Raw genomic sequence first — 17,141 nt, forward strand, 5'->3', positions numbered from 1 at the left:
GGATAATTATTGAGTAACCAATATCAGCCTGCCATCATAAGTGACGATGAGGTAATTGGTAGACGTGGCCCTTTTTATAGTACTGATGAACGGGAGCTCCTGGAAATTAAAGGCCGCGTTCACCATATAGCCGGGTGCCGAAAACTGTTTTTGATTTTTATCATAGTGCAGACCAACCAGGCCTAACGCATCGTACTTACCTTCGTAAGGTACCACGCCCCAAAAGTTGCCATTCAACAGCAAATCCCCGGCTTTATTATTCGCACGCATAATTGACCGAATGGGCGCCTGCTGGTATTGATAAGGCAAGGGCTCAAATTTGGTGGCATGCAGCACATCGCTCACAAAAATACTGCTGAACTGATTGGCGGTTAAACGGTTTTCTTCATCCAGTTTATCTTTAAATATTTCGGCGGTGGTTTTATCGGCCATTTTTTGGTAGCTCAGCCATTCCTTTTTCAGATAAGGCAGCTCCTGCTCCAAATCGTTTTTAGGGCGAAATGGATAGTATTGTCCTTTTACACAATAGGATAGTATCAAATCGTTTTTACCATCTTTATCCAAATCGCTATTGTAAGCATACAAGGGCTGTTCTGCCGATACATTGTATTTATTGTTGGTTCCCCAATTACCTGCTACCAGGTCGACTTTGCCATCGCCATCCACATCGGCCACCATTACCGATTGCCACCAGCCCTTTTGGGCTTCCAGCACCGGTGATGAAAATTTACTCAGCTTTTTGCCATCATTCAAAAATAGCTGTATGGGTTGCCACTCGGCGGTGATTACCAAATCGGGTTTACCATTGTGGTCAATATCGGCTGTAACTATATCCGTTACGTACTGAATGGCAGTAATATCATTGTACTGTTTATCATGACTCACCTCGAAATTTCCATTACCCTTGTTAATCAAAATGGTCGACGGGCGCGGTGCGGTATAGTTGGTATAAGAAATGCTGCCCGTTAATAAAACATCATTCCGTCCATCTCCATTAAAATCAAACACGGCTATTTTAGCAGTTTGATTAACTATTTTGGGTAATGCCTTATACTCGAACCGGAAATTTCCTTTGTTAATGTACAAACGTGGCGGCAGCAACTTATCACTTTCCTGTAAGGGGTGATTGGTGCTAATCACCAGTAAATCGGGTTTGCCATCATTATTAACATCGGCCCAAACAGCCTGTCCATCGCCGTAATCTTTAACCTGGTTAAATTCAGGTACCGCTACTTTGTTGTAGCCGCCGCTTTTGTCGCCAGCCAGCAGGTATTTTTCTTCGCCGGCAAAGCCGCCCACGTAAATATCATCAATACCATCGCCATTAACATCGGCCACGGCAACCGCAGGTGTATGCGGCAAATAAGTATGCGGCAACAATGAATAGTAATTAAAATCGGGCGTATCAAAAGGCTTTAACCTTGCCAATAACTTCGCCTGAACCGGCGTATAATCAAAGGGCTGCTTATTACTGATAAATGTATTTATAACCGACGACACGTCGCCGGTTGATTGCGTTTGGTCGCTGTCAAATTTTATTACTGTTTTAGTGCCCGGCTTAAAATCCCTTATCAACTGCCAGCTGTTATCCGGCCATATTACCAACATTTCCTGCGGCTTATCGCCCGGCAGAAAGGTAAAAAGCAACTCGCTGCTCAGGTTGCTCGCATAAGCATTACTGGTTTGAATTTCCTGGTGGTCCAGTTGCTTACCCGATTTCAGGAAAAACCTGGTACCAATACCATCCGGATTAGCTTTGGTATATTTAACAGCATATTTCAAATATGCCGGGTTATCTTTCCCCCTACCTTCCATGGTGGTATTATTGTAAATGTAAGCCTGCTCATCCATGTTGTTGGTTACAATCTCCAGGTCGCCGTCATTATCCAGATCGACGGCTACCGAGCCCGCCGAGATAGAGGGCTTTTGCATATCGTTGTTAAAAGATGCATCGGTGAATTTTAGCAGGTCATCACCGTGGTAAAAAAAGTTGTGCACTGCACCATCAGGCATCATATTAATTTTATCCTTATCAAATACCCGGCTGGTTTTGTATTCCTGCATCACTTCAGGATTGCCCAGGTATTTCAGGTAATCCATATCGTTAAGGCGTTTTTTTATTCCGTTGCTAAAAAACATATCCTTGCGGCCATCCATATCAAAATCCTGCACCAGGGGCGACCACGTCCAATCGGTAGCCGATACCCCACTGTATAAGCTCATATCAACAAATTTGTTGCCGTTACCAACATTAAGCTGCAGGCAATTTTTTGAATACTGATAGTAATAACCGGCATTAACTTCCTGGTTGTAAATATCCAGCGGCTCGTCATTTATGGTCGACCGCAGCGCTTTCAAATCCTCGGGCAACATATCGGTGGTGAGCACGTCCAGGTGGCCGTCCTTATTGATATCGCTGATGGTATTCCCCATCGAGAAGAGGCTGGTATGGCCAAAAGCACTTTTTAGCTGTTCCTTAAAAGTGCCATCGTGCTGGTTGATATAGTAATAATCCTGTTCAAAAAAATCGTTGCTAACATAAATATCGTCCCAGCCATCATTGTTCAAATCGCCAATACTAAGGCCAAGGCCATAGCCTATCGGGGCGCTGTAAATGCCCGATTTGGCAGTAACATCGGTAAAGTGGCCGCTATCGTTCCTGAAAAGATGGTCGCCTGCATCGTGGCTGTACTTAAACCTTAGGGTAGAATCGCCATAGGTATCGTTGCTATGTACCGATGAAGTAAGCAGGAACATATCCAGATCGCCATCTTTATCATAATCAAAAAAAGAAACCTGGGTGGAGAAGCCCGCAAAATCGAGCCCGTATTTGGCGGCAGATTCGGTAAACGTCAAATCGCCGTTGTTAATGTAAAGCTGATTTTTACCTTTAAAGCCTTTATAGCCCGATACTACCGATACATAAATATCTTTAAGCCCATCGCCATTGATATCAACAACTGTTACGCCGGTTTTCCAGTTACCTGTACCCGCTACGCCCGCTTTGGCGGTAATATCCTGAAACTTTAATTTCCCTTTGTTAAGGTAAAGTTTATTGGAGCCCTGGTTAGATACAAAATACAAATCCTGCAGGCCATCGTTATTAAAATCGGCAGCAGCTACACCCGCGCCGTTGTAGAAATACAGGTAATCGAGAATGTTAACAGAATCGGAAACGATATTTTTGTTTACAAAATTCAACCCGGTTTCATTAGCAGGTAATAACTTAAAAACGCCCTCGCCCGCCTTTTTAGGTTTGCAGGCCGATAAGAAAACCGTCACAATAAAACAGCTCCACAACAAAAACTTCGCCGGCAATGATCTGTATATTTTGTAAAACAACATTTTGAATATTAACGGAGTTTATAAGCTTTTAAAGGTTCGTCATTGATGCCAAACAAGTAGTATTTGCCTCCCGATGAATTTTCGATAACCAGCGACGACCGCACCTGTCCACGTAAATCAAACCCTGTTTTTACCGGAGGCAGATAGGTAAAGCCATTTTTGTTATATTGATAAACCAGGCCGCGGTTGGCATCAAGCCGGCCTATCTCGGGCTTAAAGCCATAAAAATTGCCGGCTAAAATTATTTTAGTGTTACCGGCGCTACCCATATCATCGCACAAAATGGTGTTCACCATGGATAACTGTGCGTCGGCAGGCAGCAATTTACAGGTAAATTTTTTGCCGTTATTTAAAAATACGGCCGATGCTAAAAAGTTCATCTCGTGGGTTTCGGCACCTTCCAGCATCTCGGGGGTAAATACTTCATTAAAAGGTTTACCGGCATAATCAACATATTGCAGGAAGCGTTTTTTCAATATCGGCAGTTGCCCAACCAAATCGGGCTTCATATGAAAAACATAGCTGATATCATCGCTGCGGTACATGGATGTTACGCATTCTTTTGTGCCATTGTTATCAAAATCTTTAATATAAATCTTCATCGGCTCGGTAAACGATGCCCTGAATTTGGAGTTTAACCCGATGTTGCCGCCAATAATATCCAAGTGGCCATCACCATCCACATCGGCTACTTCCAGGCTGCTCCACCAACCTTTGTAATTTGCCAGTTGCGTATCTTCAGTAAATTTACCTTTGTTGTTCCTGAAAATGCGGATGCCCATCCAGTCACCGGCTACAATTAAATCGGGGTAACCATCTTTATCCAGGTCGGCCCATTTGGCCGATGTAACCATGCCCAGTTTGGTATCCTTGCCTAATACCGAAGCAGATACATCGGTGAAATGGCCATTACCATCATTATGAAAAACATATGATTGTGGTGAACAGCCGTAAAGCCCGGGCACACTCCTGCCACCAATAAATAAATCGGGGTGGCCATCGCCATCATAATCTGCCGATACGATCATCGAAGCATTAACCGCTGCATGTAATGTACGGCTTGCATCACGATGGAAGTTTCCTTTGCCATCGTTTTCATAAAACCGGGGGAAATATACAGGTGTACCTGCTTCATCGGCATTGCCCCCTACCCCAATGATGAGATCCTGGTCGCCATCGCCGTCAAAATCGGCAAATACGGCACCAGCATTTTCAAGGTAGTTTTGTTTAGCTAAATCATCGGGGATGGTTTGTTTAAAACTGCCGTTTTTTTGTTGTATGTAGATGGCCGCCGCCCCGTTTTTGGAACTGCCAAAATAAAAATCAGTTAAGCCATCGCCATTTACATCGGCGCTTGCCATGTAAGGGTTTTCGGTTGACAGCATTTGCAGCATTAGCCGCTCGTTATCAAAATCGATAAAGTCATCTTCCTTGTGTTTGGGGATGCTATCAAACACAGCTTTGGTTACATCGGCAAATAATGATTTAATTATCGGCTTGTTCCAGTTATAATTCAAATTTGCGTTGACTTGTTTGCATGTATAAACGCTATCGCCTTTAAGATTTTTAACGAGCTGGTATTTACCGCCCGGCCAGATTACCTGGAGCGAATCGACCTGTTTATACTTACCTATACCAATAGTAAGCAAATTGGGCGATGTGCAGCTTTGAAAACCACGGGTAGGCTGGTTGTAATAAATAAGCGCGCTGCCTTTCATAAAGGCTTTGATGGTTGTACCTACGCCAAAGGTATTTAACCCGGTGCCTTTTAGTTTTAGTTGAATACGATGATTGCCATATTTTTCGGCATTACTTTTATAAACGTATACGGGCATATTTACGTTATTAACCACCAGGTCATTATCACCATCGTTATCCAGATCGGCATAGGCGGCGCCGTTGCTGAAGGAAGGCTTATCCAAACCAAAATCGGCTGCCTTATTGCTGAATGTGAGGTTGTGGTTATTGAGGTAGGCGTAATTTGACAAAGGCGTTGATACCATTTTATCTGTAAAATCCTTAAAATCAAACTTTTTACGACCTTCGGCTATCTTGGCCATATTATCGCGGTTGCCCAAAAATTCGATATAATCCTGGTCGGTAAGGTCTTTATAAATTCCGTTGGAGATAAAAATATCTTTCCAACCGTCGTTATCCATATCAAACATCAGCGCGCCCCAGCTCCAATCGGTAGCGGCTATGCCTGAGTAAAAAGCAGTTTCGGAAAACGTTCCATCACCATTATTTACCTGCAGGCAATTTTGCATGTACTGATTATAATAGCCATCGTGCTGTTTAGCCTTAATCACATCGTACGATTCAAACGAGGTCATTTTTTTGAGGCGCTTATCGCCTTCGGGCAGCATTTCGGTAGTGAAAATATCATACTGCCCATCATTATTGATATCGGCAATGTCCGATCCCATCGAGGCCAGGCTCAGGTGCCCCGTCTCACTCTGGATATCCTCTTTAAAAGTTCCGTTTTTTTGATTAATGTAGAGGTAATCGCGTTCAAAAAAATCGTTTGATACATAAATATCCGGGTAACCATCCTGGTTAACATCGGCCACAGATATCCCAAGCCCAAAACCTATATCGCTTGAAAAAATGCCTGCCTGTTGCGTTACATTGGTAAAATGGCCGCCATCATTACGGTACAAACGAGCGCCGCCCAAGGGGTCAACCACCTCGCGCAGGTTTTTGCTAAAATCAAAAGAGCCAATTGGCCTGAACGAGTTATTCAACACAAAGCAATCCAGGTCGCCATCGTTATCATAGTCAAAAAATATGGCCTGGGTTGATAAACCATTATCTACCAGGCCATATTTTTCGGCCTCCTCTTTAAACGTGCCATTGTGCTGGTTAATAAATAATTCGTTCCCTTTTTCTTTACCACGGGCGTTGCCGCTGTGGCAAACATAAATATCCAGCCAGCCATCGCCATTAATATCAACCATGGTTGCGCCGGTGCTCCAGTATTTGGTGCCTTTTACACCTGCTTTGGCTGTAACGTTTTCAAATTTCCAGTTGCCTTTATTTATAAAAAGCTGGTTACCCCCGGTATTTGAAGTAAGGTAAACATCATTAAGCCCATCGTTATTAACATCGCCAATGGCAACGCCGCCGCCGTTATAATAGTTGCGGTAGCTAAATACGTTGGTGCGGTCCTGATCGGTTAACTGGTTAATAAAAGTTATGCCTGTTTCATCGTTGGGTTGTAATGAAAACAACGTGCTTTTTTGGCCACCGTTACAACTCCATAATAACACAACTCCTGCAAAAACAAAAGACCACTTTTTAAATAGCATCATATCATCAGCAAAAAACAAACGTAGCGGAAAATTTCCGCTACGTTCTGTTATAAATCAAATAAACCCCAATATATTAATAACCTGGATTTTGTTTAAGATTAGGGTTGGTATCCACAGCACGCTGAGGGATAGGGTACAAAGTTTTTGATTTATCTGTCTTTAACGGACGCTGATCAACCGGATCATTGAATTTTTCAAAACGGATCAGGTCATTCCTTCTCCAACCTTCGTAATAAAGTTCGCGGCCACGTTCGGCCAGCATAGCTGCAGCATCAACACTTGCCAATGGAGTAGCTCCGCGCGGTACGCGAATAGCGTTTACGATAGCCAGTGCAGTTTGCCCGCTTGGATCGGTACCACCACGCATAATGGCTTCTGCTTTCTCAAGCATAACATCGGCGTAACGTAATATTACATAGTCATTATCTTCGCCGCTGTCGGTAACTGTTCCGTCAGCATTCGGGTGCGGAAAATATTTGAATACCCTGATACCTTGTGCTTCTGTTGAATAATTTAGATTTACATCGGGAGTAAAAACAAGTGGTTTTCCACCGCGTTGCTTTAAAGCTACACCCTTAGGGCCATATTGCTGACCAACAGCAAACCCTGCTCTCAAACCAACTTTGTCGGTAAGTCCCGGATAATCAACACCTCTACGCTCGTCTGTAGCTTCAAATGATTTGTAAAAATCGGCCAGCGTAGTAAAGCCATTCCATCCATCTGGTGTTTGGTTGTAATGCAAGCCCATCTTCCAACGATTTTTGGCCGAGCCTTGTACTTTATCTACTGTATTATAGATACCAAAGATGTTTTCATGCGATTGAGTAGTGTTATCCCAGGCAAAGTCCTGGAAGTATTTGCCGGCCGGTTCCAAAGAATAACCAGCAGCAGTAACTTTGTTTGCATACTCAATAACTTTATCCATATCGGCTTTTGCAAACGTAAAGGGCCCGCCAACTGTAGTTGCTGTATAAACAGCTTTATTTAAATAAACTTTGGCTAAAAGCGCCTCTGCTGCGGCTTTGCTGGCAATGCCGATATTGGCAGACGCACCTAATTTTGATTCCGCAAACTCCAGGTCGGCTATAATAAATGCGGTAGCTTCTGAGCGGCTGTAAACTTTAGGAATAGACGAGTTTGAAGCATTGGGATCGCGAAAAGGGGCCTGGCCATACAAGTCAACTATCTGGAACATAAAGTATGCACGCAAAAAGCTGGCTTCAGCCTTAATCTGGTCTGTAGTTGCTCTTGAAATAACCTGCGTAGCACGAAACACACCGATATTTAATTGGTCCCAGGTATCATTAACCTGGTTGTGCGATGGTGTCCAGGTATGCGTGTGAAGTTTGCGCCACGTACCAAAGTCTCCCCAATCGGTACCACGTGTCGGCCCCATCATTTCGTCTGTAGGATGCTCTTGTAGAGCATAAGTATTTGCCTGATCTGATTGTCCGAATAATTGTGAATAAACGCCGTTAAGATCGGCAGCGCTTGCCGCTCCGCCATTGTCAATAGACTTGGAACCGTAAACGGTCTCGTCTAACTTTTTGCAGCCCATAGTGCTCAAAAGTAGGAGACTACAGGTAACTGCTATTGATGTAATTTTTTTCATACTAATTTATATTAAAAACTTGCATTTAAACTTAATGTAAATGTGCGTGCGCTTGGATAAGAAGTATAATCTATCCCTCTTGAAGGCACACCATTTCGTTCCTTATTGGTATTAATTTCCGGGTCAAGGCCACTATAACCGGTTATCAGGAAAAGATTTTGGCCGGTGACTGCAACACGCAGTGATTTGATTGCCATTCGCTTAACCGGGAATGTGTAACCCAGGGAAGCGTTGCTCATTCTTAAAAAATCGCCTTTTTCCAGGAAGCGTGATGATACTTCGCCAGAGTTTAAAGGATTTTCATTGGTTGAAGCAACTGCTTTTGTCACGTTACGGCCGCTAACAAGGTTACCTTTGTAAAAGAATGCGTTGGCTGTGTTATTGTAAATATAAAAGCCTGTTTGTGCATTCAGGAAGAAACTTAGCATCCAGTTACCATATGTAAAAGTGTTATTGATACCAGCAAGGAAGGTTGGAAGCGGGCTACCATGAGGTGTTGCCGCATCAATACCATTTGGATAGATACCAAATCCATTAGCGTCCAAGCCATTATATTGAGATACGTTAAACTCATACAACGGATATCCGTTTCCGAAAAACTGTGCATATGCACCGGATAAGCCCTGGCCATCTATGTTACCGGTTATTACGTTGCGGTTACCAAAGTTTTCGATGCGGTTTTTAACAAACGTCATGTTATAATTAATATCCCAGCTGAATTTTTTACCCTGAACAGCTTGCAAAAGCAAACCTACTTCTACACCTGTGTTACGCACGTTACCTGGCAAATTAACCCAATACCTTGTACTGGCAGCTGGCTGTGCTAAATCCTGTAAGAAAAGGAGGTTTTTTTGAGATTTATTAAAATAATCAACCGTACCAGATATCCTGCCGTTAAGTATGCTAAAGTCTATGCCGGCGCCATATGCTGTTTGGGTTTCCCATTTCAAATCGGGGTTTGCAGCATTTAGCGGCGTGCTTGATGTACCGTAATAATTAAGTTGCCTTAAAGCAAGCGATGCATATGACGGAAACTCCTGGTTACCTGTTTGTCCATAATTCAACCTAAGACTTAAATCGTCAAATATTCCTTTGGGAGCAAAGCTTTCATTGCTGATACGCCATTTTGCTGCCAACGCCGGAAAATTACCATATTTATGATTGTTGCCAAAACGGCTTGAACCGTCTCTTCTGAGTGTACCTGTTAAGATATATTTATCTTTATATGAGTAGTTAACACGTGCAAAAAACGATTGTAACCTGTAACTACTACTATCACCAACCGGGTAAGCTAAATGATTTTTGAAATCATTGTAGTTTTTAACAAACTGGCCAGAAGTTGCAGTTCCCCAGCCAAAATCGTTACGGCTGTAGTTTTTATAGTTTGAATATGAATAACCGGCCAATGCAGTTAAACTACTATTATCAGAAAACTTCTTTTCGTAGTTTAACGTGTGTTCGGTAATAATACTGGTAAGTTCGGTATGCTGCAGAATACCCCGGCCATTACCGGTAGCAGACGGTACATTAAAATCCCTGATGTTGGTTTGATCTGTAAAACCAACTATTGTTGGATCATAAAATGTTTTTCTTAAACCACGGGAAAGATCCAGCCCTATATTTCCCTTATATGTTAAGCCCTGTACAAGTCTTACAGTAAGCGTTAGGTTGTTAAGAAAACGGTTAATATTGTCCCTGTCATCTATCTGGTTAAGCATTGATACAGGGTTTCTGAAACTGTTATTTTTCGGAAATCCCTGGTCATCGTATCCGTTGATATCAAAATACCTTCCCTTATCGTCATAAACAGGTATAGTAGGGTTAGTTTGCAAAGCAGCACCTATTAAGCTTCCGTTAAAACCGGCGTTATTGGTGATAGGCGCAAACTGATCCTTTACATTTGAATACAACGATTGCAGATCGAACTTGATACGGCCGCTAAATAATGATTGAGAAGCATTTAAACGTGCATTAAAACGCTTTAAATCGGTTTTTTTCACGATACCTTGCTGATCATCATATCCTGCAGAAAAACGGTAATTACCTGTGTTATTAGCCCCGCCAAATGCTATGTTATAGTTTTGAGAAATAGCTGTTCTCAAAATTTGATCTTGCCAGTTGGTGTTGCCTTTGTAATCAACCGAAGTAGCGTCCGCACCAACACTCGCAACGGCTGTCAGGAAATCTTCCCTGCCAAGCAAGTCATAACGTTTTGCCGCATTGGAAACGCTTGTACTTGCGCCAAATTGAATACCTGCACCTTTACGGCCCTTACGGGTTGTAATTAAAATAACGCCGTTTGCACCGCGCGAACCATAAATAGCAGCAGAGGATGCATCTTTTAATATACTGATATTCTCGATATCGGCAGGATTAATAAAGGCTAAAGGGTTACGGGCTGAAGAACTACCTGCGCCGCTATCATAACCACCTGCTGTGCCACCGTTATCAAGAGGAACACCATCCACTACGTATAACGGATTATTACTTGAACGGATAGAACTTGCGCCACGGATGTTAATAGTTGCACCGGCACCTGGCTCGCCACTTGAAGGAGTAACCTGTACACCGGCAATTCTACCTTGTAACAATTGTTCAGGTGTTGCAATAACACCCTTGTTGAAATCCTTAGTGCTTAACGAAGCAACAGAACCTGTTGCATCCTTTACTCTTTGCGATCCGTATCCTATAACTACAACCTCGTTCAATGCTTTACTGGAAGCATCCATCGTAACATTAACTGTTGTGCGGCCATCAATATTAACAGTTTGACTAACATAGCCAACATAGGTTAATACCAAAACGGTAGCGTTCCCGGGAACTGAAATACGATATTCGCCCTCGGTGTTGGTTATCGCGCCACCCGGGGAGGTTAATGAAGTTTTAACTGATACCCCTATTAACGGAGATCCATCTTTCTTGTCAGTTACTTTTCCGGTAATTATCTTATTCTGGGCCATAACGGGCACCGAGAAAAGATAAATTACGGCAAAGAAACATACTTTGAGTAAGTGTTTAAATTGCATAATTACAGAGATTTAGTTGAATTGGTTTAATTAACTGGTTTAGACTTTTTGGGCTGATAAAAATAACCTTTCAAATTAGCGACCCGCATATATTTAAGTATTTTCAATTGAGATCTTGAGAAAAAAATACTTAATTAAACGTTAAAAATTCTCGTTTAAAACCAATTCAAAATGGCGTCACTGAGAACTAACTAACAATACTGGTTACTGAAAATGTAATGGTTTATAATATTACACCTAAAAATCTTATGCAATTTAGTTATTAAAGCAGTAGAAAAATGTGATGTAGGACACAAGATTGGTAAAACGCGGATAATTTTAAATTTATATAAACATTTTCGCTGTTTTTATTTTTTATATTCCTTATTATCAGGCATTTAAAAAACAATGCCCTGATAAAAATATAAAGTTTTTATTACCTCTATTTTAACAAATTTTGGTACTAAATTACCTGATAAGCAGTTTTTAAACTTCATAAACACCTATTAAAGCTTAAAAAAATTAACTGATGTCAAATGGTTTGATGTTCATGATGCGCTGCTCAAATTGTTCGGGGTGCAGCGATTTGGCTTTGATACGCATTTTATAAACGTAGATGGTATTCACAGAATATTCTAATATTTTGGCAATAGTATCGTTATCAGCAATACCCATTCTGATAAGCGCAAATATTCTTAAATCGGTATTCAATAACTCATCTTCCTGTGGCCAAATCTGATCTTTTTCGTCAAACAGGCTGTTAAATACATTAATAAAGTTTGGAAATATTTTCACAAAAATATGGTCAAAACTATAGTATAAATTCTCCCGCTCTTTTTTAATATCTATATTATTGATGAGCTGCGTAATGGCATCGTACTTTTTCATCGAGATTTTAGCTTCGATAGATACCTTGAGGTTCTCGAGCTTTAGTATATATCCCGATATCGCTTTAAAAAACTGCCCGATATATTCTTCTTTAATCTTCGCATCTACAAGGAGTTTGCCATTTATATCATTAAGCTGTGCATTTTTCCCTTCTATTATCTTTTCCTTAGTTTTCAGTTTTCTAAGCTGCTTAACAATCATCACCAGGAAAAACACCACCAATAAGGCCAGGGCCGTTAGCGTAATCAATAGGATCAGAAAGCGGTTTTTCTGATGTTCGGAGTTATTGAGTTCGGCTGCGGCAATTATTGGCAATATTGATCCTATCTGGATTTTCCGTTGCCTTGCTCCATAAAAATCGGCATCTGCTTTGGCCAATTGTATAAAACTATAGGCGTCTTTTATATTTCCTTTTTTATATAAAAGGTCGGCAAGGGTATAAAGGGCAACGGTTTCGCGCGTAGAAGATTTGATATCGGCGATGGCCGATTGGATCATCAGGTTAATGCCCTCCTCTTTTTGATTTTCCTGTAAGTAAATCATTCCCAATGAGCAGGAAACCATTGCCCTTAAGTGCATGGTTATTACCATGTTTTTTTCGAGCAGCTTACCAAACCAAACTTTGCCCTGAACGTAGTTACGTTCCTGCAGCTTTTGCAAACCCAGCAGATAATTACGGCTCACAAAGTCATCGCCGCAAAAAGATATGGCCGAATCGATAGATTTATTGCCCGCTGTAATGTAACCGGGCGTAAAATATTTGTCGTTACTATAATTAGCTATATCGTAATAACACCTGCCCAAAAAAAAATAATAGTCAATTTTGGCCGGGGTCTCCAAAACCTTAACATCAACCTTATGCAAATAATCAAAAGCTTCGTGAAACATGCCCGATGACAGCAGGATAAAAGCCATTTTAACGTAGCTGTAATATTCGCCTTGCTTATCGCCACGTTGTTTACTTAAGGCTATCATCTTATCCACATAAACATATGCCGAATCAAACTGGTAGCCTTTATATTCGCTGTAGATACTGTTTAATGTAGAAAACTGCCCATCATAATCATTTTTGGATAGCCTTGCCCTGTATAATTTCAGCCTGTTAATCCGCGACTCCTTAATACGCTCGTAAGCACCTTTTTTTCCAATCTCCGTTTTTAATTCTTCAAGTAAATTATTTGTTGCATCAGATGCAAATGTTGATAAAGAACTTAATAACAATAAGAAACAGAAAAAATACTTCATGCTTATATAATTCAAAGGTTTAAACACATTAACTAACCCGCCCTTCACAGAACAATATTCAAGTAAGCTGCAACGATAAAAACAGCGTCCGGTACAGATCTTCTTTTATTTTACTACTATGAAATTGAAATTACGGGTTTATATCTCAAAGATATATAAAGGAGCAATCTTTATGGCTTACTTTATTAACATAATTAAACCATACGGGCATATTGCGGTGCTGCCCGTGCAGCATATTAAAGCGAACCACCTTCTACAAGGACAGCGTTAATTTTTATTTCCTGCATACCGGTACTTCCGGCTATGCAGGCCATCATTTTTACAAAAGCGCTTTTTGCCAGCTTAAAGCCACTGGTTTCAATAAAGGTAATTTGCGGGTAATAAAATGTAGGTACCTGGCCCTCGCTTATAGCTATAACACCAACATCGCCGGGTATACGTAACTGCAGGGTTTGTATAGCTTTCATTACCCCTATCAGTACCTCGTCGCTCATGCAAAAAATAGCGTCTGGTTGTTGATGGGGTAAGGCCTTCATTACAACATTAAAAGATTCATTTATTGAACTTGCATGATGAATGGTTAACCTGGCCCCGGGATTATCCTCCTCCAATGTTTCGGTAAAAGCGCTTAGCCTTTTTTTGGTGATGGATAACTCTTCATTTCCAAAAACGCCCAGGATATTTTGTTTGCTTTTAGCCATTAATGTTTTGGCGGCTATAGTTGCTGCCATTACATCATCAACACATATTTTAATACAATTTTCAAACACGGGCACCTTATCAAAAAAAATAATGGGGATAGGGTGGTCGCCTTGTTTAAGAAAGCTACCGATATCTGTAGTTTTGGTAGTTATCGAGATAAATATGCCCGACACTCTCCCCTGCCTGCACCGTTTCAGGTTTTGTTGCTCAATGAGCGGGTCGTCGCCGGATTGCAGCATAATCAACGAGTAGCCATACAACCGCACTTCTTCTTCAAGCGAACTGATGAACGACTGGTAAAAATCATTGGCTATTGTTGGTATAATTACTGCCAATTCCCTGCTTTGGTTGGTCCTGAGGTTAATGGCGTAGGTATTAGGCTCATATTCGGCAACGGCAGCAAGTTCCTTAACCTTTTGCCTGGTTTCTTTTGAGATATCCGGATGATCTTTTAGCGCCCGCGAAACTGTAGAGATACTTAAATTAAGCATTTCGGCAAGTTTTTTTAAAGTTATATCGGGCATAGCATTGGCTGTTGGTAATCAGTTATTAAAAGTAGTACATTTTTTTGTTTCAATTCAGGTGCCTGCTTTTAAACCGTGCCGCTTATTGCTATTATCCTGTTAAACAACACCCATATTCAATTTATCACTCCATTTAGCCAACGCTTAAAACGGTATTTCCTTAACTATTTTTCAACAACAAACATTATCGCAAACGTTTGCAGGTTATTACAAACCTTATTTTGTTTGCTATGCGTATAAAACATGAAAGCTAAAGCCTACTTTTAAAAAGTATTACCAATTATAACCCGGTTTCCTTTTTTGTCAGTCAAAATTACCAAAGAGATGAGCATACACCATACTGCCGCCGTTTTTGTATTTTTTTGCTATACGCATATTTTAGAGATAAGCGGAGCCTTTTTTTTAAAAGATATTCCTGCGTTTATGCTTCATATGCCGCAAATAAATACCGGCATCGCTATAACCCTGGCAACATCGGTATTGGTATCGGCTGCCTGTATACTAAGAGCTTATGCATTATCAAAACAAATAAAGTTTCAGCAGGATATCATAGCAGAGCAGCAATCGCGCTTGCTTAGTTTAAATGAAATAATAGAGCAAAACGGGCAAAGCAAGGCCGATCATATAGGCCACTTTGTTTGCCTGGTATCAAACTATATTACCAAATTTGAAAAACTACACAGGAGCGTAAAACGCCACTTAGCTGTAAAAAACTACCGTGATATACTTCCATGTTTTGATGACATAGACGTTAAATACGAACGCAAATCGCTTTGCCGCGACTTTGACAAGTACTTTTTAAAAGCCTTCCCCAATTTTGTTATGGAATTTAACGCAATGCTGAAAAAGGAAGACCAGATATGGCCCAAACGCATCGGGCAGTTAAATACCGAACTGCGCATTTTTGCCCTCATGAAACTGGGCATTACCGATTGCGAAACCATAGCCGGTATTTTAGAATATTCGGCCAATACCATCTACGTTTATAAAATGCGCATCAAGGCCAGGCTTAATATGCCTGCCGATGACACGGAGGGGGTTACTTTGTTTAAAGCTTCATTTGATGAAGCCGGCCGTTATGTGAAATCAGCTTAAATATGCTATACTTTCTTAACTCATCACAATTTAACAACCATCCATGTCCGTTTTAAAACCACGTTTAAGTTTCTGGCAAATCATAAACATGAATGTCGGTTTTTTTGGTATCCAGTATAGCTTCGGGCTTCAGCAAACGGCTATAAATCCCCTATATACCTTTCTGCACGCCAGGCCCGAAGACCTGCCGCTGCTCAATTTAGCAGGGCCAATGACAGGTTTGCTCATCCAGCCACTTATTGGTGCACTGAGCGACAGGACATGGCACCCGCGCTGGGGCCGGCGTAAGCCTTTCTTTTTAATAGGAGCCATTTTTTGCAGCCTTTGCCTTTTTGCATTCCCCTTTAGCCGGGCGCTATGGATGGCTGTTGGCTTACTATGGATATTAGACGCCGCCAATAATACCGCCATGGAGCCTTACCGGGCTTTTATAGCCGATAAACTGCCCGAAAAGCAACGGGCCTTTGGCTTTTTAACACAAAGTTTTTTTACTGGCCTGGGTATTACCCTGGCCAACTTATCGCTTGGTTTTTTTAAAAACATTATATCGGGCAGTACAAAAACCAGCGACGGGCAGTCGGGTATCCCCTACTGGGTTTTCGGGTCGTTTTTTGTGGGCGCCATATGCTCTATCGTTTCGGTCATCTGGTCGGTAACCACTACGCCCGAGATCCCGCCTACCGAAGCAGAATTGGCCGAACTAAGGAGCAGGAAGAGAGGCCTTTTTGAACCGGTAAAAGAAATTTTTGCAGCTATTAAAGATATGCCCGGCACTATGTGGAAACTGGCATTGGTGTACCTGTTTCAATGGTATGCCATGTTTTGCTACTGGCAGTTTGTATCGTTAAGTATAGCTAAATCGGTATTTCATACCACGCCCGATGGTAACAAAGAGTTGTATGAGCAGGCCGTAGTATGGGCGGGCAAGGTAAACGGATTTTATAATATAGTTACCTTTTGTTCGGCGTTTGGTTTGGTTTGGCTTGCACACAAGTTCAGCGCCAAGTACGTGCATATTGGTTGTCTGCTGATGGCCGGTGCCGCCTTGCTGATATTCCCGCACCTTACCGACAGAAATTTGCTTTTTGCACCAATGGTGGGTTTTGGCATAGCCTGGGCCAGCATGATGGGCGTACCTTACATTATGGTAATAGGCAGCATCCCCAAAGAGCGGTATGGCGTTTATATGGGCATCATCAACATGATGATTGTCATACCTATGATATTACAAACCATTAGCTTTGGCTTTATTTATAAAAATTTCCTGGGCGATAACCCCTTAAATGCCATCACTTTTGCAGGGGTGTTATTATTAATTGCAGCTGCAGCAACCATACGCATTAAAAAAGATACCATTACAGATGATGTGGTAGTACCAGCCGGGGCCGGGCATTAACCATATGGACAACTTCTT

Annotated in this window: 8 protein-coding genes; 2 read left to right on the forward strand and 6 right to left on the reverse strand. The window is 41.6% G+C overall.

Annotated features, from left to right (window positions below):
- Positions 1-6 precede the first annotated feature (6 nt).
- The 6 genes from ACFGVS_RS12265 to ACFGVS_RS12290 form a co-directional block, all read right to left on the reverse strand.
- A complete protein-coding gene (locus tag ACFGVS_RS12265; protein ID WP_439698839.1) occupies positions 7-3,282 on the reverse strand; it encodes an FG-GAP repeat domain-containing protein in 3,276 nt (1,091 codons plus the stop codon).
- Positions 3,283-3,353: 71 nt separating this feature from the next.
- Positions 3,354-6,656, reverse strand: a complete 3,303-nt coding sequence (locus tag ACFGVS_RS12270) for a VCBS repeat-containing protein (RefSeq protein ID WP_439698840.1) — start codon at positions 6,654-6,656, stop codon at positions 3,354-3,356.
- 73 nt (positions 6,657-6,729) lie between these two features.
- The gene (locus ACFGVS_RS12275; protein ID WP_090651177.1) at positions 6,730-8,268 is read right to left on the reverse strand and encodes a RagB/SusD family nutrient uptake outer membrane protein; all 1,539 of its coding nucleotides are present in this window, start codon (positions 8,266-8,268) and stop codon (positions 6,730-6,732) included.
- Positions 8,269-8,279: 11 nt separating this feature from the next.
- Entirely contained in the window at positions 8,280-11,294 is a 3,015-nt protein-coding gene (locus tag ACFGVS_RS12280) for a SusC/RagA family TonB-linked outer membrane protein (RefSeq protein WP_274212160.1), read from the reverse strand.
- Between the two features lie 501 nt (positions 11,295-11,795).
- Positions 11,796-13,406: a DUF6377 domain-containing protein gene (locus tag ACFGVS_RS12285; protein WP_439698841.1), complete on the reverse strand. Its 1,611-nt coding sequence runs from the start codon at positions 13,404-13,406 to the stop codon at positions 11,796-11,798.
- A gap of 236 nt (positions 13,407-13,642) precedes the next feature.
- Positions 13,643-14,632 (reverse strand): LacI family DNA-binding transcriptional regulator, encoded by a 990-nt coding sequence (locus ACFGVS_RS12290; protein ID WP_439698842.1) that lies wholly within the window; start codon positions 14,630-14,632, stop codon positions 13,643-13,645.
- A gap of 324 nt (positions 14,633-14,956) precedes the next feature.
- Here ACFGVS_RS12290 and ACFGVS_RS12295 point away from each other — a divergent pair, with 324 nt between their 5' ends.
- Positions 14,957-15,727 carry a DUF6377 domain-containing protein gene (locus ACFGVS_RS12295; RefSeq protein WP_439698843.1) on the forward strand — a complete coding sequence of 257 codons (771 nt, stop codon included), beginning with the start codon at positions 14,957-14,959 and terminating at the stop codon, positions 15,725-15,727.
- Positions 15,728-15,770: 43 nt separating this feature from the next.
- Positions 15,771-17,123 carry an MFS transporter gene (locus ACFGVS_RS12300; RefSeq protein ID WP_439698844.1) on the forward strand — a complete coding sequence of 451 codons (1,353 nt, stop codon included), beginning with the start codon at positions 15,771-15,773 and terminating at the stop codon, positions 17,121-17,123.
- Positions 17,124-17,141: the final 18 nt, after the last annotated feature.

This window comes from Mucilaginibacter sediminis, from assembly GCF_051903035.1.
Classification (GTDB): domain Bacteria; phylum Bacteroidota; class Bacteroidia; order Sphingobacteriales; family Sphingobacteriaceae; genus Mucilaginibacter.

Excerpts from the sequence above, each read along its gene's own strand:
- ACFGVS_RS12270 (WP_439698840.1), bottom strand. The coding sequence starts at position 6,656 with ATGATGCTATTTAAAAAGTGGTCTTTTGTTTTTGCAGGAGTTGTGTTA.
- ACFGVS_RS12275 (WP_090651177.1), bottom strand. The coding sequence starts at position 8,268 with ATGAAAAAAATTACATCAATAGCAGTTACCTGTAGTCTCCTACTTTTG.
- ACFGVS_RS12280 (WP_274212160.1), bottom strand. The coding sequence starts at position 11,294 with ATGCAATTTAAACACTTACTCAAAGTATGTTTCTTTGCCGTAATTTAT.
- ACFGVS_RS12285 (WP_439698841.1), bottom strand. The coding sequence starts at position 13,406 with ATGAAGTATTTTTTCTGTTTCTTATTGTTATTAAGTTCTTTATCAACA.
- ACFGVS_RS12290 (WP_439698842.1), bottom strand. The coding sequence starts at position 14,632 with ATGCCCGATATAACTTTAAAAAAACTTGCCGAAATGCTTAATTTAAGT.
- ACFGVS_RS12295 (WP_439698843.1), top strand. The coding sequence starts at position 14,957 with ATGAGCATACACCATACTGCCGCCGTTTTTGTATTTTTTTGCTATACG.
- ACFGVS_RS12300 (WP_439698844.1), top strand. The coding sequence starts at position 15,771 with ATGTCCGTTTTAAAACCACGTTTAAGTTTCTGGCAAATCATAAACATG.